The organism is Methanopyrus sp. SNP6 (genome assembly GCF_002201895.1).
Classification (GTDB): domain Archaea; phylum JAADCQ01; class Methanopyri; order Methanopyrales; family Methanopyraceae; genus Methanopyrus.
Genome location: NZ_CP019436.1, coordinates 596,460 through 615,370, shown reverse-complemented (window position 1 = coordinate 615,370; position 18,911 = coordinate 596,460). Strand labels below are relative to the sequence as shown.

The 18,911-nt window shown below is 60.0% G+C and carries 17 protein-coding genes and 1 tRNA gene; 5 read left to right on the top strand and 13 right to left on the bottom strand.

The genetic code is table 11. From position 1 onward, the window contains the following. The first annotated feature begins 17 nt into the window (after nt 1–17). Entirely contained in the window at nt 18–1,280 is a 1,263-nt protein-coding gene (locus tag BW921_RS03405) for an MgtC/SapB family protein (RefSeq protein ID WP_148688577.1), read from the top strand. On the opposite strand, the gene BW921_RS03400 is transcribed toward BW921_RS03405, so the two are convergent. The 4 genes from BW921_RS03400 to BW921_RS03385 all read right to left on the bottom strand — a co-directional run bounded on the left by BW921_RS03400 (nt 1,277) and on the right by BW921_RS03385 (nt 5,228). Continuing rightward, complete coding sequence (locus BW921_RS03400) at nt 1,277–2,626, bottom strand: RsmB/NOP family class I SAM-dependent RNA methyltransferase (RefSeq protein ID WP_148688576.1); 1,350 nt, start codon at nt 2,624–2,626, stop codon at nt 1,277–1,279. The two genes, BW921_RS03405 and BW921_RS03400, sit on opposite strands and share 4 nt — an antisense overlap. 5 nt (nt 2,627–2,631) lie before the next feature. Then, a complete protein-coding gene (locus tag BW921_RS03395) occupies nt 2,632–3,069 on the bottom strand; it encodes a hypothetical protein (protein ID WP_148688575.1) in 438 nt (145 codons plus the stop codon). Then, nucleotides 3,063–4,631, bottom strand: coding sequence for a phosphoglycerate dehydrogenase (gene serA / locus BW921_RS03390; protein WP_148688574.1), 1,569 nt, complete (start codon nt 4,629–4,631; stop codon nt 3,063–3,065). Before serA ends, BW921_RS03395 begins: the two co-directional genes overlap by 7 nt. A 405-nt stretch (nt 4,632–5,036) precedes the next feature. Next, on the bottom strand, nt 5,037–5,228 hold the full coding sequence (locus BW921_RS03385) for a hypothetical protein (RefSeq protein WP_148688573.1): 192 nt from the start codon (nt 5,226–5,228) through the stop codon (nt 5,037–5,039). A gap of 250 nt (nt 5,229–5,478) precedes the next feature. Here BW921_RS03385 and BW921_RS03380 point away from each other — a divergent pair, with 250 nt between their 5' ends. Further along, nucleotides 5,479–6,552: a 4Fe-4S binding protein gene (locus BW921_RS03380; RefSeq protein WP_148688572.1), complete on the top strand. Its 1,074-nt coding sequence runs from the start codon at nt 5,479–5,481 to the stop codon at nt 6,550–6,552. A 499-nt stretch (nt 6,553–7,051) separates the two neighbouring features. Here the strand turns inward: BW921_RS03380 and BW921_RS03375 are convergent, their stop codons facing one another. From BW921_RS03375 to BW921_RS03360, 4 genes are all read right to left on the bottom strand, one after another. Beyond that, entirely contained in the window at nt 7,052–7,777 is a 726-nt protein-coding gene (locus BW921_RS03375) for a hypothetical protein (protein ID WP_148688571.1), read from the bottom strand. Next, entirely contained in the window at nt 7,777–8,607 is an 831-nt protein-coding gene (locus tag BW921_RS03370) for a ParA family protein (protein ID WP_148688570.1), read from the bottom strand. Before BW921_RS03370 ends, BW921_RS03375 begins: the two co-directional genes overlap by 1 nt. 179 nt (nt 8,608–8,786) lie before the next feature. Next, a tRNA-Val gene (locus BW921_RS03365) sits at nt 8,787–8,863 on the bottom strand. Between the two features lie 935 nt (nt 8,864–9,798). Beyond that, complete coding sequence (locus tag BW921_RS03360; RefSeq protein ID WP_168168710.1) at nt 9,799–10,221, bottom strand: methanogenesis marker 6 protein; 423 nt, start codon at nt 10,219–10,221, stop codon at nt 9,799–9,801. 58 nt (nt 10,222–10,279) lie between these two features. Between BW921_RS03360 and BW921_RS03355 the strand changes: the two genes are divergently transcribed. Continuing rightward, a complete protein-coding gene (locus BW921_RS03355; RefSeq protein ID WP_168168709.1) occupies nt 10,280–11,167 on the top strand; it encodes a homoserine kinase in 888 nt (295 codons plus the stop codon). 106 nt (nt 11,168–11,273) lie between these two features. On the opposite strand, the gene cbiD is transcribed toward BW921_RS03355, so the two are convergent. Both cbiD and mtnA read right to left on the bottom strand, forming a co-directional pair. Then, nucleotides 11,274–12,503, bottom strand: a complete 1,230-nt coding sequence (gene cbiD / locus BW921_RS03350; protein ID WP_148688567.1) for a cobalt-precorrin-5B (C(1))-methyltransferase CbiD — start codon at nt 12,501–12,503, stop codon at nt 11,274–11,276. Further along, on the bottom strand, nt 12,500–13,477 hold the full coding sequence (mtnA, locus tag BW921_RS03345) for an S-methyl-5-thioribose-1-phosphate isomerase (protein ID WP_236953773.1): 978 nt from the start codon (nt 13,475–13,477) through the stop codon (nt 12,500–12,502). Before mtnA ends, cbiD begins: the two co-directional genes overlap by 4 nt. Before the next feature lie 112 nt (nt 13,478–13,589). On the opposite strand from mtnA, the gene BW921_RS03340 reads away from it, so the two are divergent. Continuing rightward, on the top strand, nt 13,590–14,156 hold the full coding sequence (locus BW921_RS03340; RefSeq protein ID WP_148688566.1) for a hypothetical protein: 567 nt from the start codon (nt 13,590–13,592) through the stop codon (nt 14,154–14,156). Here the strand turns inward: BW921_RS03340 and BW921_RS03335 are convergent. Both BW921_RS03335 and glnA read right to left on the bottom strand, forming a co-directional pair. Next, nucleotides 14,153–15,136 (bottom strand): DUF128 domain-containing protein, encoded by a 984-nt coding sequence (locus BW921_RS03335; RefSeq protein ID WP_148688565.1) that lies wholly within the window; start codon nt 15,134–15,136, stop codon nt 14,153–14,155. The two genes, BW921_RS03340 and BW921_RS03335, sit on opposite strands and share 4 nt — an antisense overlap. 54 nt (nt 15,137–15,190) lie before the next feature. Further along, a complete protein-coding gene (gene glnA, locus BW921_RS03330) occupies nt 15,191–16,501 on the bottom strand; it encodes a type I glutamate--ammonia ligase (protein ID WP_088336472.1) in 1,311 nt (436 codons plus the stop codon). Between the two features lie 179 nt (nt 16,502–16,680). On the opposite strand from glnA, the gene BW921_RS03325 reads away from it, so the two are divergent. Then, nucleotides 16,681–17,853 (top strand): hypothetical protein, encoded by a 1,173-nt coding sequence (locus BW921_RS03325; protein ID WP_168168708.1) that lies wholly within the window; start codon nt 16,681–16,683, stop codon nt 17,851–17,853. A gap of 7 nt (nt 17,854–17,860) precedes the next feature. On the opposite strand, the gene BW921_RS03320 is transcribed toward BW921_RS03325, so the two are convergent. Continuing rightward, on the bottom strand, nt 17,861–18,829 hold the full coding sequence (locus BW921_RS03320; protein WP_168168707.1) for an archaeosine biosynthesis radical SAM protein RaSEA: 969 nt from the start codon (nt 18,827–18,829) through the stop codon (nt 17,861–17,863). Nucleotides 18,830–18,911 lie beyond the last annotated feature (82 nt).

Here is an 18,911-nt window from a genome sequence, read left to right as displayed (position 1 = left end):
CCCGGGAGGATATCGTCATGGATGAGTACCTCCGGTTCCTACAGATGCTGGTGTTATCGGCCGCGGTAGGGATGGTGGTGGGACTCGAGCGCGAGCACGCTCACATCGCGCGTCGGGTCGCGGGCTTCAGGACGTTCACTTTAATCGGTGTGCTCGGAGGACTCACCGCGTACTTCTACAGGTTAGGATGCGTCCCCATAGCCACGGTGACGTCGGTTGGGGCCGCCGCGCTGGCCGTGACGATGTACGTCATGCGGGTGTACCAGCGTCGATCGTTGGGTATAGTCACACCGTTGGCGCTGTTGGCCACGTTCGCCGCTGGTGCGTTGGTCGGAATGGGTAGGTTCAAAGAAGGAGCCACTTTAGCGATCGCGACGGCCGTAGTACTCCTCTCCCGGGCGAGGATCCACCCCGTCCTGAGGAGACTGTCCGACAGGGACGTGTTGGACGCCTTGACGGTGTTCTCGCTGGCCGCACTGGTCTATCCGCTCTGTCCACCCGGCCCCGTGGATCCCTGGGGCGTTCTGAACCTGAGGAGGGTGTTGGAGATCGTCCTGCTGGTGCTCGCTGTGACGGCACTCGGGTACCTGGGAGTTCGGACGTCCGTCAGGGGAGGGGTACTGACGACGTCTCTGGTCGGAGGTTTCGTCAGCAGTTCCGCCACCACCGCGACCGTCGTGGCGAGGTTCAAGGAACTCCCTTTGGTGCCTGCCGCCGTAGTACCCGCCGCGACTTCCGTCGCGATCCTACGCAACATGATCCTGGTCGCAGCCGTCTCGAGGGACCTAGCCGTGGTGAAGAAGGTGGCTTACGTGGCGATCCCCGCGGCCATAGCCGGGTTCGCTATCTCCGTATACGAGTCGGGTCGCGCGGAAGTCGACGAGGAAGATCTCCGACGTGTCGTTAAGGATCGGATGCGGTCTCCCCTCTCCCTGAAACCCGCGGTGAAGCTAGGTCTCCTCATTTCGGGGTTCTCGATGACACTGAAGATAGGACAGCTGTTCGCGGGGAAAGCCGGCTTGGTCGTCGGTGCCGTGGTCGGCTCGTTAGCCAGCAGCAACGCGATGAGCTTGAGCCTAGCCTATATGGTGAATTCGGGTACCCTTCCTTCCTCGACCGCGGGCGTACTGATCGCACTGTCCTCGCTGGAATCAATACTCGTGAAGTACCTATGGACGGCCGTGTTCGGTAATGCAGAGATCCTCGAGCGAACATGTCGCACACTCCTACCACCCACGATCGCGGGGATAGCGGGATTCGGGATAGCCTTCACTTGTTAAGCCACCTTCTTCAACTTGGCCACGAAGAACCCGGTAGTACCGTGGACGTGTGGCCACATCCGACCGGCTTCCAAGCTCGACGATACTCCGTCGACTCCTAAGGGCGGGTGTAAGAACTTGAACTTCGAACGTACGTCCACGGGACGCAAGCGATCCCGCTTGATAATTTCGGATACGACGAGTTCGTTTTCTTCGGGTGTGATGGTACAGGTCGAGTATACCAGTACGCCCCCAGGTTTGAGCAGTCGGGCCGCCGCGCGGATGAGCTGACGCTGCTTTAGTGCCAACTCTCGGATATCTCGCGGCCCGATCTTCCACTTGACGTCGGGATCGCTCCGGAGCGTTCCAAGACTGGAGCATGGAGGGTCCAACAGCACCCGGTCGAACTTACCCACGTACCGCGGGTTCCTACCTAGCCTGCGGACGTCCGCGCGTAGGGTCTCGATGTTCTCGAATCCCATTCGTTCCGCGAACCGTTCTAGCCTGCGGAGTCGTACCCCACTGACGTCTACGGCAAGGATTTCCGCCTCGTCTCCAGTCAGTTGTGCGATGTGTGTGGTCTTACCGCCCGGCGCGGCGCATAAGTCGGCGATCCTCTCCCCGGGTTGTGGGTTCAGTATCTCGGTTACCAGTGCCGCCGCCTCGTCCTGGGGTACGATGTGCCCTTCCCGCCAACACTCCAGCTCCTCCAGCCGCAGCGGTTGCCCCTTCTTCACCCGGATACAGTAGTCGACGTACTTCCCGCGCTCCACCTCGAAGCCGTGCTCTTCGAACTCACGGAGGACGTCCTCTACGTCGGTTACCATCGTGTTAACTCGGAACGTATAGTACTCAGGCGGTTCGTTGTGGACTTCCATGAGATCCTTGAGCTCGTCCTCGTCGATGAGGGCACCGAACTTCTCGACGAACCACCGTGGATGGTGGTACTCAAGGCACATCCTGTCGATATCGTCCTCCGGTTCCGGTCCCTCGTACTCCTCTAGGTCCGCGACGACTCCGTGGACGCGGCGGTGGTTCAATCCGAGTTCCTTGGCTGCCCGGGTCGCGGAGTCCGTCACCGGTGCCGAGTGTTTACCCTCGTAGAGGACCTCGTTCGCAGCCACCATCACGAGGGCGCGCTCCAACGGCGGAAGCTCTGACCTCGAGACGTCGTCGACGACGCGCTCTAGTGTCCCGTAGCGGCGGAGCACGTCGTACACCATGCTCCGCGTCACGGATTGTGTCTTGTCGTCGTACTCGGACAGCGTCTTCCTGAGGATATACTGCACCGGGTACGATTTCGTCCTCATAACCTCGATCAGCGATCTCGCCGCCAGCGCGTAGCACCGCGTCCAGAACTCCGTCAACTCCGTCACCCCCGGACTACGATAGCGTTTCCTCCCTTCCTCTTCGCCTCCCGAAGCGCCTCGAGGGCCCTCCGGACCGCCGGCGACTCGCCTTCGCGGAGTGGACGGCGGTTGCGTGGTGCCGGGCCGACGCCTACACCGAGGCTGATCGTGACCTCTCCTCTGAACTCTCTTTCGAAGTTCTCACGTATCCGTTCACATTCCTCCAGTATTTCGTCCAAGAACGCGTCGCCGCCCGGTATCTCGACGACGAACTCCTCGGTACCTCGCTCCCGGTCCGGTCCCTTGACGGCCACGGCACCCGGGAACCTAGCCAAGAACCGCTCGACCAGCTCCGTGAGGAGGCCCGTGGCGGGGTTGGGAGAGTATTCCGACCAACCCCTCTCCTTAATCACCTCCCTAAACCGGTCCAGGTCACCCGCCACGGCCACGCTCTTCAGCACCTGACGAGCTCCACCCGGCGGACCGGTTCGACCTCGTCGATGGCCCGCAGGCACTCCTCGGGCGGCTCCTCGTCCGTCCGTATGACCATGATCGCCTCGCCGCCACGTTCCCGGCGTCCGACTTCCATCGCTGCCACGTTCACGCGGTGCTCGCCCAGGATTATCCCGACTTCCCCGATCACCCCAGGCCTGTCCACGTGCCACACGAAGAGCGTCGGACCGCTGAGCTTGAACCTCACCTCGTACCCGTTCACCGACGTCAGGTACACCCGATCCTCGACTAGCTCGCCCCTGAGCGAGATCTCGTCCTCGTCCGAGCGGACAACCACTTCCACCTCTCCTCCCTCGAGCTCGTCCGAGACCGTGAACTCGAACTCGATCCCCCTTCGCTCGGCGACGTCTATCGCGTTGACCATGGTAACGGGATCCGTCAACACACGGTCCAGGCATCCCTTCAGAATTGCCCGTTTCAGCGCCTCCTTCTCCCGATCCTCGAACTCACCACCCACCTTAACCTGAACCGATCTCAGACGTCCCTCGAGTGCCTGGGCGGCAGCGTCGGCCAGTCGCTCGCCCACTTCCATCAGCTCTCTCACGTCGTCCGGCACGCCAGCCAGCGGTAGGTTGACCACGTTCTCTGGGATCTCACCCTTCAACACCCGCTCGATCTCACGGGCCACGATCAGACCCGCCGATCGCTGTGCCTCACCAGTCGAGCCGCCGATGTGCGGCGTCAGGACCACGTTGTCCAGCTCGTACAGAGGGTGGTCCTCGCCGGGCGGCTCCTCGGCGAACACGTCGAGGGCGGCGCCCGCGATCCAGCCCTCCTTCAGCGCCTTGATCAGCGCCTCCTCGTCCACGATCTTACCGCGCGCGCAGTTGATCAGGAACGCCGAGCTCTTCATCCTCTTCAGCTCCTCCTCGCCGATCATCCCCTCCGTCTCCTCGGTCAGGGGGACGTGGATCGAGACTATGTCGGCGCGCTCCAGCAGCTCCTCGAGCTCGTCGACGAGCTCCACCCCGAGCTCCTCCGCCACCTTCCTCGGTATGTACGGGTCGTACGCTATCACTTCCATCTCGAACGCCTTGGCACGCTTGGCCACCTGTTGACCTATTCTGCCGAGGCCGATGAGGCCCAAAGTCTTCCCAGCCAGCTCAACGCCCATGAACGTCTTCCTGTCCCACTCCCCGCGGCGTACCGATCTGTCCGCCTGCGGTATCTTCCTGGCCAACGCGAGGATGAGACCCATCGTGTGTTCCGCGACAGAGATCGAGCTCGACTCCGGCGCGTTGACGACGATGATACCGCGTTCCGTAGCGGCCTTCACGTCGATGTTGTCGACGCCCACACCCGCTCTGGCGATGACCTTGAGGCGCTCGGCCTCCTTGATCATCTCCCTCGTCACCCTCGTCCCGCTCCTCACCACCCAAGCGTCCGCGTCCCTCACGTGCTCCCGGATCTCCTCTTCGTCGGCGTCCTCTAACACGATGACCTCTCCTAGCTCCTCGAGCTTCCTCAGCGCGTCCTCGTGTATGGGATCCGTCACCAGGATCTTCGCCACGGAGGCACCCCCCGGCCGATCGGATTCCTGACGGATTACACAGCGGTGCACCACTTAGGTACACCGGGCGTACGCTATGACACTGACCCGCCACGGTCCGTCGCTCGCGAATGATACCAACCCTCGATCCCGACTCTTGACGGTATCGGAAGGTATCATCACCTACGGAAAACTCCATACAGGTAAGTATCGGACTGAAAACTCGGATCACTGCGTGAGCCAACCGCACTCCCTATTCGAACCAGCGTGCCTCGCACCAAAAAGTGGAGCGGTAATCAACCGTAAGACTAACCGTGATGGTCACCGCGTGACGTCCTTGACGGAGGAAAACAAGGGCACCGGGTAGGGTACATGGCAACGGGGAACGCGAACCTCGGAATCTCAAGAAAGTAAACGGAACGTTCTCTAGTAGGTGGATGTAAGTCCTCGTCGTAGGTATTCAGCGATCGTCTTCAACAACCTGTACGGTAACCTGATCGGTAGCAACATCACAACGATCGTACGGCTTACCACGCGGAGCAGTAAGTTCTCCGTATAGATAACTTCTTCCAGGTTGGACAGAATCCACCACAGAACCTTCTGGACCAGACGTAGCAATCGGACTCCACACAACGTCTGTCCTCTACTCTTCGGACTTAAACCTTTCGGAACATGAAAGACGGCCGTTTCATCCGTGAAGTTAGGACGCCGACAGCGGACATCTGTCGCTTAGTGGTGCCGAGGTGGACTGCGTCTTACGCATGTAAATATAGATAACCTTTACCATCATTCAGGTGTCGACAACACGATTTATAGCGGACGACGGTCTGAGGGTGGCGCGAACGAGATTTACTTGGGGGAAACACACATGGCGGAAGCCAGGCTAGAACCCGTGAAGGAGGTATCCCCACCGCTGCTGCGCGTGGTCAGGGAGGGTGCAGAGGAGAGGGAACTCGTGGTAAACACGTCGAAGTGCGCCGCCTGTGGGATCTGCGAGACGGCTTGCCCAGTGGGCGCGATCTCCGTGGCACCACCGTCCGCCGTCGTGCGCAAGGGAGAGGACCCGATCGACGTCGACGAGAGTAAGTGCGTCCTCTGTGGCATCTGCTCCTTCGTATGCCCGTACGACGTCATCCAGCTGTTCGTCAACGGGAAGCCCATGACAGAGGTTGGACTGCCTAAGCTGCCGAAGTCGGTGGAAGTGGACGAGGAGAAGTGCGTGTACTGCTCCCTATGCGCCGACACCTGCCCGCAGGAGGCTATTACAGTCGAGCGCGAGGTTCCGACACCCGGTGACCTCGTGATGGGAGAGATCGAGATCGACGAGGAGAAGTGCATCTATTGTAAGGCTTGCGAGGAAGCGTGTCCTGCCGACGCCATCACGGTCGAGCGGCCGAAGCCCAGCGCCGATAACCCTGAGCCCGAGTTCAGCATCGAAGTCGACGAGGACAAGTGCGTGTACTGCGGCGTATGCATGAGGACGTGCCCGGTGGACGCGATCAAGGTCGGCTGTATGGTGTGCTACGGTACCACCCGCGGCGAGATCCCGGAGAAGAGTGAGGTCGATGGGTCCGTCGACGTCGACCCGAGCTCCTGCGTATACTGCGGATGGTGTGGCTTCGTCTGCCCGGTCGACGCCATCGAGGTGATCAAGCCGTACGAGGGAACCCTGGAGGTCGACGACGAGGAGTGCGTCGGTTGCGGACTGTGCGTCGAGGTGTGCCCGTGCGGCGCGCTGGAGTTTGAGAAAGGCGGTAAGGCTGGTAAAACTAAGATCGTGGCACACCCGGAGACCTGCGCCTACTGCGGAGCGTGCGCCCGGGCGTGCCCGGTGAGCGCGATAACCGTCGTCCGCGAGGGCGTCACCGCGATGCCGGAGGTGCCCACCAAGGCCTGGAAGAAGGCCCTGGACAGTGTCCTGGGCCCGGTGGAGAAGGAGTAGTCCTCCTCCCCATCACACCTTACTCACCTCTATGCATAATCTTCTATTATACCTTGACCCAGTAATCTAGAGTATTCTTCTCGAGAGTGTTCTTCTTAATCCAACAGTTCAGTGTATTGCTTTCTACTATTTTTACCTCTTACTGCCTTTATTTTTCTTTTCATTCTCATCACCATCAACTTCGACACACCTATCCTTTCCCGATTGAAAAATGTTATTGTCCTACTCCTTATATGAACACTGCCTAATCAAATCAATCTTTCAACTATTTCACATATACCATCCAACACAGATTTATCCACCTTTCAAAACTAGCCACCATAACTCACTCACTATCTTTAGCCATGAATGACGAATACCTCACAATCAATGTCGATGAGCGGGTAAAATGTCGACAGTTCTGATAAGTGGTCGCTTTCGCGACGAGTGAGGGCGGGGTGTACCGAGAACTCGAAAACCGGATATCATGAAACGAAACCGTGGGGGCCGGACCGCGGGCTTACTTCCCGGGCTCTATCCCGGTGCGTTCCTTCACCGTCGACTCCACCAGCTCGCTCTTACGTACGACTCTATAGAGAGCCCGCCACCCACCGCCTTCGTTCCACCACTCCTCGAACTCGTCCCCGAGCTTCTCCGACATCCACGAGCACGCGCAAGTACCCAGAAGTTTGATCGCTCGGTCGTCGAACGCCCGTCGGAGTGCTTCGGACAACCGCTCCGCCCGATCACCTAACCTGTCTAGCATCATCTCACCCATGTCGTCCATCACTGCCAGCGTCACCAGACCTCGAACAACCGGGGTTTCCACCAAGCTTCTCACCTCCAAGTTCACCTCGCCGGTGTCTCGAACGCCCCAAGCTATCACCGTAGTCTCCGGAGTCAGTGCAGGGAAACCAACACTTCCCCGTCCCATAGTCAAAGCCCACAATCGACGGAGAAGCGGGGATTTCGGCTCGTTGTCTCCAAGCACGTTTTCGAGTACTCCCCACGGTTCCGAGATACCGCCCGTCCGGATTAGCGACGTTCTCGCCGTCGAGGCCAACCGCGCCAGTGCCCGTCCTATTGGCCATATCTCATCCGGTCGCCGGATCGCGGCGAGGCCTTCGGATTTCCTCTCCTCCATGACGTCCATAGCTCCTACTACCGTACCCTTAATCACATCTCGCGGAACGCCGAACACGCGCTGTACTGCCTCGCCGTCGAACTTGACCTCCGTGGAAGTCATTATATCACCCTCCGGCTCCATTCCAGTGTGATTCGACGTGCTATCCTACGGAAAGGTGTGGCGTAACCGTAGGAGTTGAACCTCATCCGCACGGGTACTCCGAGATCCGTCGCCACGCGGATCACCTCGGAATCGGGAACCCAAATCAAGTCGGATTCGGTATCTATCGGTAATCGGCTCAGCTCTTCCTTCACACGCTTCCTCAGGAATTCGGCCTCCTTCGTTCGCCCTTCGAACACCTTGTTCAGTACGGCGAATCGGGTCACGTAGCCCGACTCACGGAAGAACCTACTTAACTGCTTGATCGACCTGAAGTCCGCCACCGGCACCACCAGATCGCACTCTACCAGAATGTTTCGAACCCACTCCGCCCTCACGTTCATCGGTGGAGTGTCCACCAAGGCGATTGGGGGATCGCCAACCAACTCGTGTACCTCCCCTATTAATCTCCGTAACGAACTGGCGTTGATCCTTTCCAGCCCCTTTCTAGGTACGGCCAGTAGTGCGGTGCCGAACGGTACGTCCTTTCGGACGATGTCGTCAAAGCCGTTGGGATCGTACTCCACTTTCCACATTCGGAAGTCCGAGACCGATATCCTGATCGAGTGTCGCTCGAACGGTCCGTCCTCGAACAAGGAAACCAGCGTTCTCCCACCCTTCCTGGCTTGACCCTGTGGGTCAAGATCGATCATAACCACTGGGCAGGCTGGGACACCGTCGAAGCCCCTAGGACGCGCGAACTCCAAACCTGCGTTGAAAGCCACTGTAGTCTTGCCGGTCCCACCCTGGTACGCCGTAACGCCGACAAGGAACGGGATGCCCAGCCTCAACAGTCCCCCAGGTCCGGCGGGACCACCGCTCAATACTTTCCGGAAATCAAGAACATATGACTCATATAATAGTTAGGCGGAGCGAGCGTCACGATTCCCATGATGGTATGGAGAGAATTCAATCACCTCATTCTCGAGGTCCGGGGTCATGTTGTTATGATTTTCGTAACAATTAGCGGTGGTGGGCCCGCCGGGATTTGAACCCGGGACCACCGGCTCGTCAGGCCGGCGTTCTGCCGGGCTGAACTGCGGGCCCTATCCCACAATCCCATCCAACCCCTTCCAGTATTTGAGTCTTATGCCGTAGACGGTGCTCCTTCGTGGACCCTCGCCCCAGTACCGGACATGTGCGTTCGTTTCCAATACGATCCCGCGTTGGAAGTGGTGTAGAATTTCCACCCGTGATCCACATTCCGTTCCATCGTGGTCGGGCGATCACATTACTATTGTTGAGTAATCATACGAAGATGATACGTATATAGTGCGATATTAGTATGAGTGTTAGTGGATAACAGTACGTAAACACTCTCACCCATCGTATCGAGGAGCAGACGGGCCGCTGAAGCTCCAGCGGCCCCGTACTACGTTGCCAGGTTGAGTCGTGATCACCGGTTCGAGCGCGGGCGAGCTTTCCACCCAAACCCTAGAACGAAAGTATTCCACGGGGGTGTCAAGTTTCCCTGGACCTGGGAGAGTCCTCTAGCCGGACCCGTCAGTTAATGCGCAACTCCACTCTCAGTACTCTCGTATCTCCACACGAACCGGGCGAGACGGGTACTCGTTTCGGGTACTCGTTTTGCGAGTTAAGCCCGACCTCCGACGCGAGACCTCGAATACGATCGAGCTCCGGGGACCCTCTAGGAGAACTCAGACCGACTAGAAGCCTTCCTGATCAGAACCCTAGGAGGTTCCGCACACTAGCGACACGATATGGGGTGCCGGTAGGTTGGATCATCATCTCCGACCCACAGCACACGTTCACGTCTCGTGTGGTATTATCCTGACGGCAGAATACGGAAGTCGGGATTCGACTATCAGGTTCTGTGACATTTCTTAGACTTATTAATTGACGGTGGAAAAAGATAATACAGGAAGACTCCATGCGGGGCGTGAGCTGTTAGCTGTGGCGATGTTGTACCCGATATGTATCCCCGTCATCTCATCTTAGGACGCCGATATCCCTCACGAGGGTTACTCCAGCTCTTCTTCGGCGAGCTTCCGGATCGTATTCGCGGACACTGGTTCCCGCTCCTCTAGTTCTACCTCCTCCCCCCTGTCCAGGGCGCGCAATCCCTCCGCGATGAGGTCGAGGAGTTCGACCTCGCGCTGGAGTTGCGGGAACCCGGGTCTGGGACCGCCCCCTCTGGTTCTCCGGCAGACTCTGGGGTCCCCTGCGGGGTATCCCCTCACCTTGGAGAACACGGCGTATCCGAACTCCTCACGTGCCCTCTCGGCGAGCTTCCGTAGCTCGTCCTCGGGACCGTCCGCGATGGCCCCGAAGCAGGTCTCCTTGATCGTCACTTCGGGCGGTGAGTTCTCGAGGAGCCACTGGACGAGCTCCTTGGACGAAACCCCGGCGCCGGGGGCTAGAGCGAAGTAACGGCTGATGTTCAAGGGTACCACCCGATCCCAGGAAGGGCCGGCGCTAAGTATCCTTGTCGGGGTGACGCCGTTGTCGACGGTCGTACGGGCACCGGCGACGATCGCCAACGTCGGTCCAGGGTTCGACGTGTTCGGACTGGCGGTCGACGGGTTCCATGACGTCGTGAAGGCCCGCGAAGCGGACGGCGTGAGGATAGTCACCGAGGATTCGATCCCGACCGATCCCGAGCGCAACACCGCGGGACGCGTGGCCCTGAGGATGGTTGAGGAGTTCGACCTACCCGGGGTGACCTTAGAGATCGGTAAGGGCGTTCCTGTGGGGGGATTAGGTAGTAGCGCGGCCTCGGCGGTGGCTGCGGCCGTGGCTATCGACCGGGAGTTCGGGCTAGGGCTCGAGGAGTCCGAGCTGCTCAGGTTCGCGGCGGAAGGGGAGCGCGCGGCAGCCGGGGAGCCCCACTACGACAATGTGGCCCCGTGCCTGTTGGGCGGTTTCGTGATCTGGCGGTCCGAGCGGGAGTACAGGAGGCTGGAGGTACCTGGGGACCTCGGGTTCGTGACGGTGACGCCGATCGGGGTCAGGGTGACCACGGAGGAGGCCAGGAGGGTCCTCAGAGAAAGGCCGCCTTCGCTTGACGACGTTGTGAACAACCTCTCGGCGGTCGCGCTGATGGTGGCGGCGATCGCGGAGGGGGACGCGGAGACGTTCGCGAGGTTGATCGGACAGGATAGGATCTCCGAGCCCGTGCGCAGGCGGTTCGTGCCCCGATATGGTGAGCTCCGGGAAGCCGCCTACGGGGCAGGGGCGTTGGGGTTCGCGATCAGCGGCGCGGGACCCACGGTCTTCGCCGTGTGCTGGCGCGAGGATGCCGAAGACGTCAAGACGGCGCTCGAAGACGCGTTGAGCGGAAAGTGCGTGTCGGCGATACACGGGGTCTCGGAAGGTGTCGAGGTAGCTTGACCCCGTCAGCGGCCTGGAACGTCCTCACCGATCGGGCGGCCGATTAGGTCATCATCCGGGATGCTTCCACTCCGTTAAGGTCGGGATTCAGCGGCGGCCTGTGTCCTCATCCCCTCGGACGGCCGATCAGATCATCATCGTGCCCGCGAACCAGCCGCTTCCAGCCCTCCCCCTCAACGACTTCTTCGGAGTCGCCCGAGCGGAAGTATAGCGCGCACCCGCACTCGATGTCGTGATCGGAGCTCACCCGCTCCTCGACGAGCTCGCAGACGCGTTCGAACAGCTTCCGACGGACGTCTGGGTCGAGGCCTCTGAGGAACTCGGATATCAGCCCCTCGTGACGCAACGCCTTGACCGCGATGTCGGGCCGGCCGATCTCGACTAGTCGGGTCACCAGGGACTCGCGGCGTGCGTCGGCTACCTTCGAGTGCGTGTTGTACACGCCCGCCGCGAGCTTGAGCAGCTTGCCTGGCATTCCGAAGATCAGCACGGCGCCGAATCGTTTGACCTCCCCGTCCGCCGGAACACCTGTTTTCACGGCCTCGAGCGCCAGGTCGTACCTTCCATGGCAGTTGATGATGTCGCGAGAGGGTATCCCGAGTCGTCGCGCCCTGTCCATGGTCCTGTACCCGGTGACCAGACAGGGAAAGCGCCCGACGTACCGGAGGTCGCTCCGGATCGACCCCTCGATGGCCTCCTCTGAGTTCGGGTCCACCAAACCCTTCGTTCCCAGGATCGAGATGCCTCCTTCTACCCCGTGACGGTGTGCCAGGGTCTTGCGGGCGATCTCCTCGCCGTCCGGCACCTCGATCGTGACCCTTAGACCGATCCCGTAGGAGTCAGCGAGGTAGCGCAGGTTGTCGATTATCTGTTCCCGCGCAGCCTCGGATATCGCTGGTTCTCCGGATGGTGTCTCACCAACCCCCCTACCCGCGCGTATCTCTATACCCTGGGAGCCGGTCTCCTCGACCCTGGCGGCGATGGTAACACCCGCGGTGACGTCCACGCGGTCGTCGTTCCCGGGTTTCTTCACTCTGGCTTCGGGTGGGTACCCATCGACGCGCGAAACCCGAACGCCCACTACCGTCCCTATCGGCAGGCGAACGCGGACGATCCGTACCGTTCTGCCCTCCAGGAGTCGGATAGCCGCGGCCTTGGCGGCCGCGGTGGCGCAAGTCCCGGTGGTGGGCCCGCGTCGGAGCACCCGGGCTCCGTCGGTCGTGATCAGACCGGTCCGTACCAAGTACCGGGCCGTGGGAAGATCGACGTTGAGTTCCCTTCTCACTAGCTCGAGATCCACGGGGATCCCGCGTATCGGGTCGAGGATGCTACTCATACCAGGTCGGCCACCTCCTGGGGCTCGACGACACCCTTCTCGGTGATGATGGCGTCGATGAGTTCCGGCGGTGTGACGTCGAACGCCGGGTTGAGGGCCGTCACGTCCTCTGGGGCCACCCGGACGCCACGGACGTTTTTCACCTCCTCCTCGGACCTGTGTTCGATCGGGATGTCTTCGCCGGTCTCGGTGTTTGGGTCGATGGTGCTCGTAGGGGCCGCCACGTAGAACGGCACGTCGTGGCGATCCGCCAACACGGCGATCTGGTAGGTGCCGATCTTGTTGGCGACGGATCCGTCCAGGGCGATGCGATCTGCACCTACGATGATCGCGTCGACCTTACCCTTCGACATCACGTATCCTACGGCCGTGTCGGCTATCAGCTTCACCGGTATGCCGTCCTTTGAGAGCTCCCAACAGGTTAGGCGCGCCCCCTGCTGCACGGGACGCGTCTCGGTCGCGATGACTTCGACCTCCTTGTTCATGTCGAATACCGCGGACCGGACGACACCGAGTGCTGTCCCCCAGTCCACGCAGGCTAGTGCCCCGGCGTTGCAGTGGGTGAGAACCGTGCACTCGTCTGGCAGTAGTTCGGCCCCATGGTCGCCGAGCTTTCGGTTCACCTCCACATCCTCTCGTAGGATCCGCTCGACTTCCTTTCGTGGGTTTTGAGCGTCCTCCATCCTCTCGAGCGCCCAGAAGAGGTTGCGTGCTGTCGGCCGTGTGTTACGGAGTCGTTCGATGGCCTCTCCGTAGTCCTCGTCCCGCTCGTACGCCACCCACGCGCCCAAGGCGGCGACGGCTCCTATGAGAGGTGCTCCTCGGACGCGCATGTTCTCGATGGCTTCCGCGGCATCCTTGTAGGAAGTGCATTCACGCCAAACCTCTCGGTCCGGTAGCTCCGTTTGGTCCAGGACCTCGAACCGTGCTTCGTCCCAGTACACCCGCAACGTCAACGTTTTAAACGCGGACACAGGCTTCACCCCACCCGATGACCGGGGCGGAATGTCTGATAAGATGACTGAGATGACGATCGGGTTATGAGGGGAGGGCGCCGGGAGTCACGGCGTGATCGGGGTGTTACCGTTGTTCATACTGGTCACCTCAAACTTCCTGTCTTTCAACCGGTACACGGTCACGCGGGAAGAGCTGTTCGAGACCGGCTATAACCTCGTGACCAAGCTGTTGAAAGATCCACCCAGGCCGTACCACACCGTCAAAATCAGGGTGAACGGGAAGAGGGGGAAGGTACTGACGCACGCCGGGGAACCCGTGCTCTTTGTCTTTGCCGGATACCCGGGCGTTTCTGAAGATGCTAAAGTGTTCATTGAGATGAACAGTAAGGAGGAGGCCATCAAACCAGGATCCACGGTAGATCTGGACTGGGAAGATCCGAACGAGATACTCTCGAACGTTACCGGGTTCTTCGCCGGAAGCAGGTACCACTACGAGCAGAGTGTGGTCCTAGCTGGAGCTAGCCTTGCCTTATCCACGGTACTGCCGGAAGACCTCATTGAAAGGTTGAAGGAACTGGGACCTCCGAAGAAGTTGCCCGAAAGAGCGGGAGGGGAAGAGTTGAAAATCCGGAGGATGACCTCCTCTGAGGGTATCTTGGGTCCCATCAGACGACTACTCTCGAGGTTCCGGCGTTAGTAACGGCGGGCATCTTCTAGCGAGGAATACTCCACTAAAGTGCGCGTGGGATACGTTCGAGTCGAGATACCGCGTTCTTCGAGGAGGGCTACCGGGACCAGCCCACCGTACGCCACGATACCCAAGCTTCTGGGTGGGAGTGGGATTCCCAAGATTTCCCCTTCGACTTTGGGGACGTCTACGATCCCACGGATGTCGGCTTTCTCGAGCTCGCGTTCGACACGTTCGACGTCCTCCAGCGCCGCCCACGGTACGTACCTGACGTTGGCGGGGACCAACCCGGTACCGGTTTCTAGGACGCGTTCGACCTGAGTCATCCCTTTAGCGACGAACACGTGGAGAGGATCCACTGTAGACCCCTCGTATTCTATGTACTCCTGCATACCCAGAGGTTCGCCCTCCTCTAGGTAAAGCAGGCCTCCGCAGACGGGTGTTACCGGGATACCCCGGTTGATCAGAACACCGTCGATGGTGACGGAACACACCGTGAGTACTGCGACTTCGTCCTCTCCTACCTCGACGTCGTGATCCGACAGATCCTCTTTAATCGCCACCAGCGGGCTGGGCGAGATGCCGGCACGGTACGTCTCAACGACTGCGTCGAGGAAGTCGTCGAGGTGTTCCCTCTTCACTACGGAGACGTTGCAAACTACTCTCCCTTTCATGACATCGGGATCGAAGGAGCAACGGTAAGCCATCTCTTCGATCACTGAGAGGTACATGCCCACGCGTTCGGAAGATGTCTCGATCTTCAGCGCCGTGAGGCCCCATTCGGTGATCTCGGCACCGACTACCCTGTCGTTCCTCCGTACCCTCCGAATTAGTCCCTTATCCTCCATCTTCTGGAGGCGGTACCGGATGGAGCGCGTGCTGTACTTCTCACCGAACCGTTCCTCGATGAGCTCGGCGATGCGACCGGAGCCCATGGGTCGATCTGCCTCGGCGAGTATCTTGAGGATCATCACGTCCAGCTGGTTCATTTCGTTTCAACCCCTGTAACAATACTATAGGTGGTGGGGAAGAAGGTTCCGGGCTTAGTAGACAATGAACTTCTTGATCTCCCACTTGGTGACGCGCTCCCGGTACTCGCCCCACTCCTCCCACTTCAGCTCCAGCCACTGCTCCACGATGTGGTCCGTGAACGCGCTCTGCACGACCTCATCCTCCTCGAACGCCTCCAGGGCGTCGCGGAGGTTCTCTGGTAGGTGCTCGATGCCTAATTCCTTCCGCTCCTCCTCGCTCATTTCGTAAAGGTTCTCGTTCACCGGGTCGCCCGGGTCGATCTTGTTCTCGATGCCGTCGACACCCGCGACGGCCATCGCGGCGAAGGCCAGGTACGGGTTGCACGCCGGGTCTGGCGAGCGGTACTCGATTCGCGTGGCCTTACCACGCGCGGCCGGTACACGGATGAACGCGCTCCTGTTCTTCGGGCTCCACGCGATGTACACCGGAGCCTCGTAGCCCGGCACTAGTCGCTTGTACGAGTTTACGAGCGGGTTGCAGACGGCACACAGCGCATGGGCGTGCTCCATGATACCACCGATGTAGTACAAGGCGGTGTCTGACAGGTAGTACTGGTCCTCAGCGTCCGGGTCGTAGAACAGGTTCTCCTTACCCTCGGGATCCCACAGTGACTGGTGCGTGTGCATTCCGTTACCGTTCTCGCCGTAGATCGGCTTCGGCATGAAAGTCGCGATCAGTCCGTGTCTCCTGGCGATGGCCTTCACGATCTGCTTGAACGAGATGACGTTGTCGGCCGTGGTCACTGCGTCCGCGAACTTGAAGTCGATCTCGTGCTGACCGGGACCGACCTCGTGGTGGCTCATCTCGACCTCAAGACCGAACTCCTCCATCGCGAAGATGATCTCACGCCGGATGTCCTCGGCGCGGTCCAGTGGGTAGAAGTCGAAGTAGCTACCCTCGTCGTGTGCCTCCACCTCTCCCGTCTCCGGGTCCTGTTTGAGCAGGTAGAACTCACACTCGGGACCGCAGTACATCATGTAACCCTTCTCGGCGAGCTCGTTCATCACGCGCTTCAGGTTGAGTCTCGGGCAGCCCTCGAACGGCTTGCCTTCCGGCCAGTAAACATCGCAGATTATCCTCGCAACTTTACCCTCCTTCGGTCTCCATGGCAGTACGGCGAAGGTGTCCGGGTCGGGCATCGCGATCATGTCCGACTCCTCGATGCCGACGAAGCCCTCGATGGACGAACCGTCGAAGAGGACACCCTCGACCAGCGCATCCTCGAGGCGCTCCGCGGGGATCGCGAAGTTCTTAACGAACCCGTGGATGTCGACGAACTGGAGTCTGACGAACTTGACGTCCTTACTCTCGACTTGTTCCATCACCTTCTCGACTTTCTCCTCGTTCTCCTCCTGACGCTTCTTGAAGTCGACCGTGTATACCTCGTCGGCCAAAGTCGACACCCCGGAACGGGTTTTCCGGCAATCCAGAGCTGGTGGTGTGCCCGCCCAGGGACTTTATAGACGTTTTGCAACCTCCGAGGCATTCGAGGGGGGTGGACATGCTCACTAGAGTTTTGATGACTTCGATCTCTACCATTCTACTCGCTACACCCGCCTGCGCTACCGATGTCGGGGTGTTCGCTTGGGGAAGCACGATAAGGTCCGAAGGCGTCCAAAAGTTCACGGACGATATCCTCAGCACGGGCTACACAGAGGTGGCCGTCTTAATCCGCGGGGTCAGCACCCCGACGCGCGTCGACACGCTCTCGGCCGTATACTCCCACATCAAGGCGAGGGACCCGAACGTCAAGGTATACGCCTGGATCGTGGGGTTCGAACGTAAGGACGGCTGGGACAAGCCGTGGGACCCAGAAGCGCGTAGGGAAATCCTCGACGCAGTACGGTCGGCGTTACCGTACTGTGATGGGGTAATATTGGACGATTCCTTCCGGTACCCGACGAGTGACCCCGTCAAGCGCGCGAAAGCTATGCAGGCTATCACCGACCTCGTACGTGAGATCTCGGAACTCGTGCACTCCCACGGTAAGGTGGTGTACTTCTGCTTACTGCCTGAGAAGCCGGAGCCGTACTCCATCGACCGAGACGCGATCGCGACTTACGTGGACAAGTTCATCGTCGAGGCCTACACCGAGGAGTACGGGAGGGACGACGAGTGGCCCGTCAGAGTGTACAAGCTGTACGAGCGGCTCTACCCAGGCAAGGTGGCAATAGCGCTCCACGAGCTAAACGAAAGTCGTCTAGCGCATCAGCTAACGCTGCTGAAGGAGGCTGGCTGTCCGGACGTATGGCTCTTCAGGTACGGAGAGGTCAAGAGGATGGAGCTCGTACGTGACGTCATAAGGTCCATCACGGAGTCCGCGAGTGGTACCTCACAGTGGGGTCCGGTAGGAGGCGGACAGTTCGACCTATCGGGCCTGCTGCTGACGGGACTAGTGCTCGGGACGTTCGGAGGATTGGCACTGTCCATCGTCAATCCGGAGTTGTTGAGCTCGCTGGGACAGGCGGCGATCGGAATCGCAGAGATCACCTTGGAGTTGCTCCAGGGGGCGTTCGAAGCCGTCTCCGGGGCACTTTCGGGGATGGGGATACTGGAAAAAGTATCGGGAGCGTCGGCGGAGGGTGACTTGAGCCCAGTCATCGGAATACTCGCGCGGGCGGCGCTGGTGTTCGTATGGGGATTGTTGCTGGCGACACTACTCAGCATCGGCTGAAACGTGCCTAGCAGACGATATGCGTGCGCCAAACCGCGAAACATGAGCACTTGAGACCCTCGAGCTTGCCGGTATCCTGCGTACGGGTGAACTCCCGAAGGGCCCGGGCGACACGCCGGGAACATCTCGGACAGTTGGACGGACCTCGTGGAGTTCCGGCACCGCTCGTATCTACCAGCAGATCGACCCTATCACCTAAGTCCCCTTTCACCTTCCTAGCTACCTCCACGCAGGTCCACAACCAGGGCGGTCTGTAAAGCCCGGCGCGCCAAGCTTTCTCCAGCACGGTCTCCCTATGGACTGTGACAGGGCATATCGAAATCCTAGTGCAGCCGGCCAAGTGGGCGTCAACGCATGACATGTACGCGTCCCTGAGTGCCTCTGATTCGGAGAGGAATGGGAGCTTCAGCATTACATACGCCTTAGGGATTCCTCCATACTCCCTCACCTTCTTCACGGCCTTGGCGAATTCACGGAAGGAAAAGCCCTTGTTCATAGACGCGCGCAGCTCGTCATCACTGGTTTCCAACCCGATGCCTACCTCGAAGGACTTCCCGTCCAAAACGTCCGTGATCAACTCCAACCGCTCGTCCGTGATTAACTCGGGGCGAGATTCGAAGGATACCTCCGTCACCAGATCGTTTTCGGCCAGCCGACCTAGTATCTCCCGAACGGCTTCGTCTGGCACTTCCTCAGGGTCTAAGAAGCTACCCGACGTGAACAGTTTGACTCCGTGTGGTGAGTCCAGTCGGTGTCGGGAATAAGCTCGCTCGAACTGGCGTATTAGGAGCTCCGTCGGCACCCTCGTACCCGCGCCCTCGAGCGGGTAGGAGCAGAACACACATCCTCCGGTCTCGTGGAACCATCGGCAGCCCCGGGTGGACAGCACTATCACTACACTACGATCCGCTCCCGTGACTCGGTCGGGTTGCTTCCACGCCGCCACGTACCGGTCGGGCCGTCCTCGGAACCGCACGGTGAACACCCAGGCCGAGTCAGTGCCGGGCTCAATCTTCATCCGCAGGATCCGCGACGCAGGCCTTTCATCACGCCCATGT

Coding starts and splice junctions, on each gene's coding strand:
- BW921_RS03405 (WP_148688577.1), top strand. CDS start 18: ATGGATGAGTACCTCCGGTTCCTACAGATGCTGGTGTTATCGGCCGCG.
- BW921_RS03380 (WP_148688572.1), top strand. CDS start 5,479: ATGGCGGAAGCCAGGCTAGAACCCGTGAAGGAGGTATCCCCACCGCTG.
- cbiD (WP_148688567.1), bottom strand. CDS start 12,503: ATGAGTAGCATCCTCGACCCGATACGCGGGATCCCCGTGGATCTCGAG.
- BW921_RS03325 (WP_168168708.1), top strand. CDS start 16,681: ATGCTCACTAGAGTTTTGATGACTTCGATCTCTACCATTCTACTCGCT.
- BW921_RS03375 (WP_148688571.1), bottom strand. CDS start 7,777: ATGACTTCCACGGAGGTCAAGTTCGACGGCGAGGCAGTACAGCGCGTG.
- BW921_RS03335 (WP_148688565.1), bottom strand. CDS start 15,136: ATGAACCAGCTGGACGTGATGATCCTCAAGATACTCGCCGAGGCAGAT.
- glnA (WP_088336472.1), bottom strand. CDS start 16,501: ATGGAACAAGTCGAGAGTAAGGACGTCAAGTTCGTCAGACTCCAGTTC.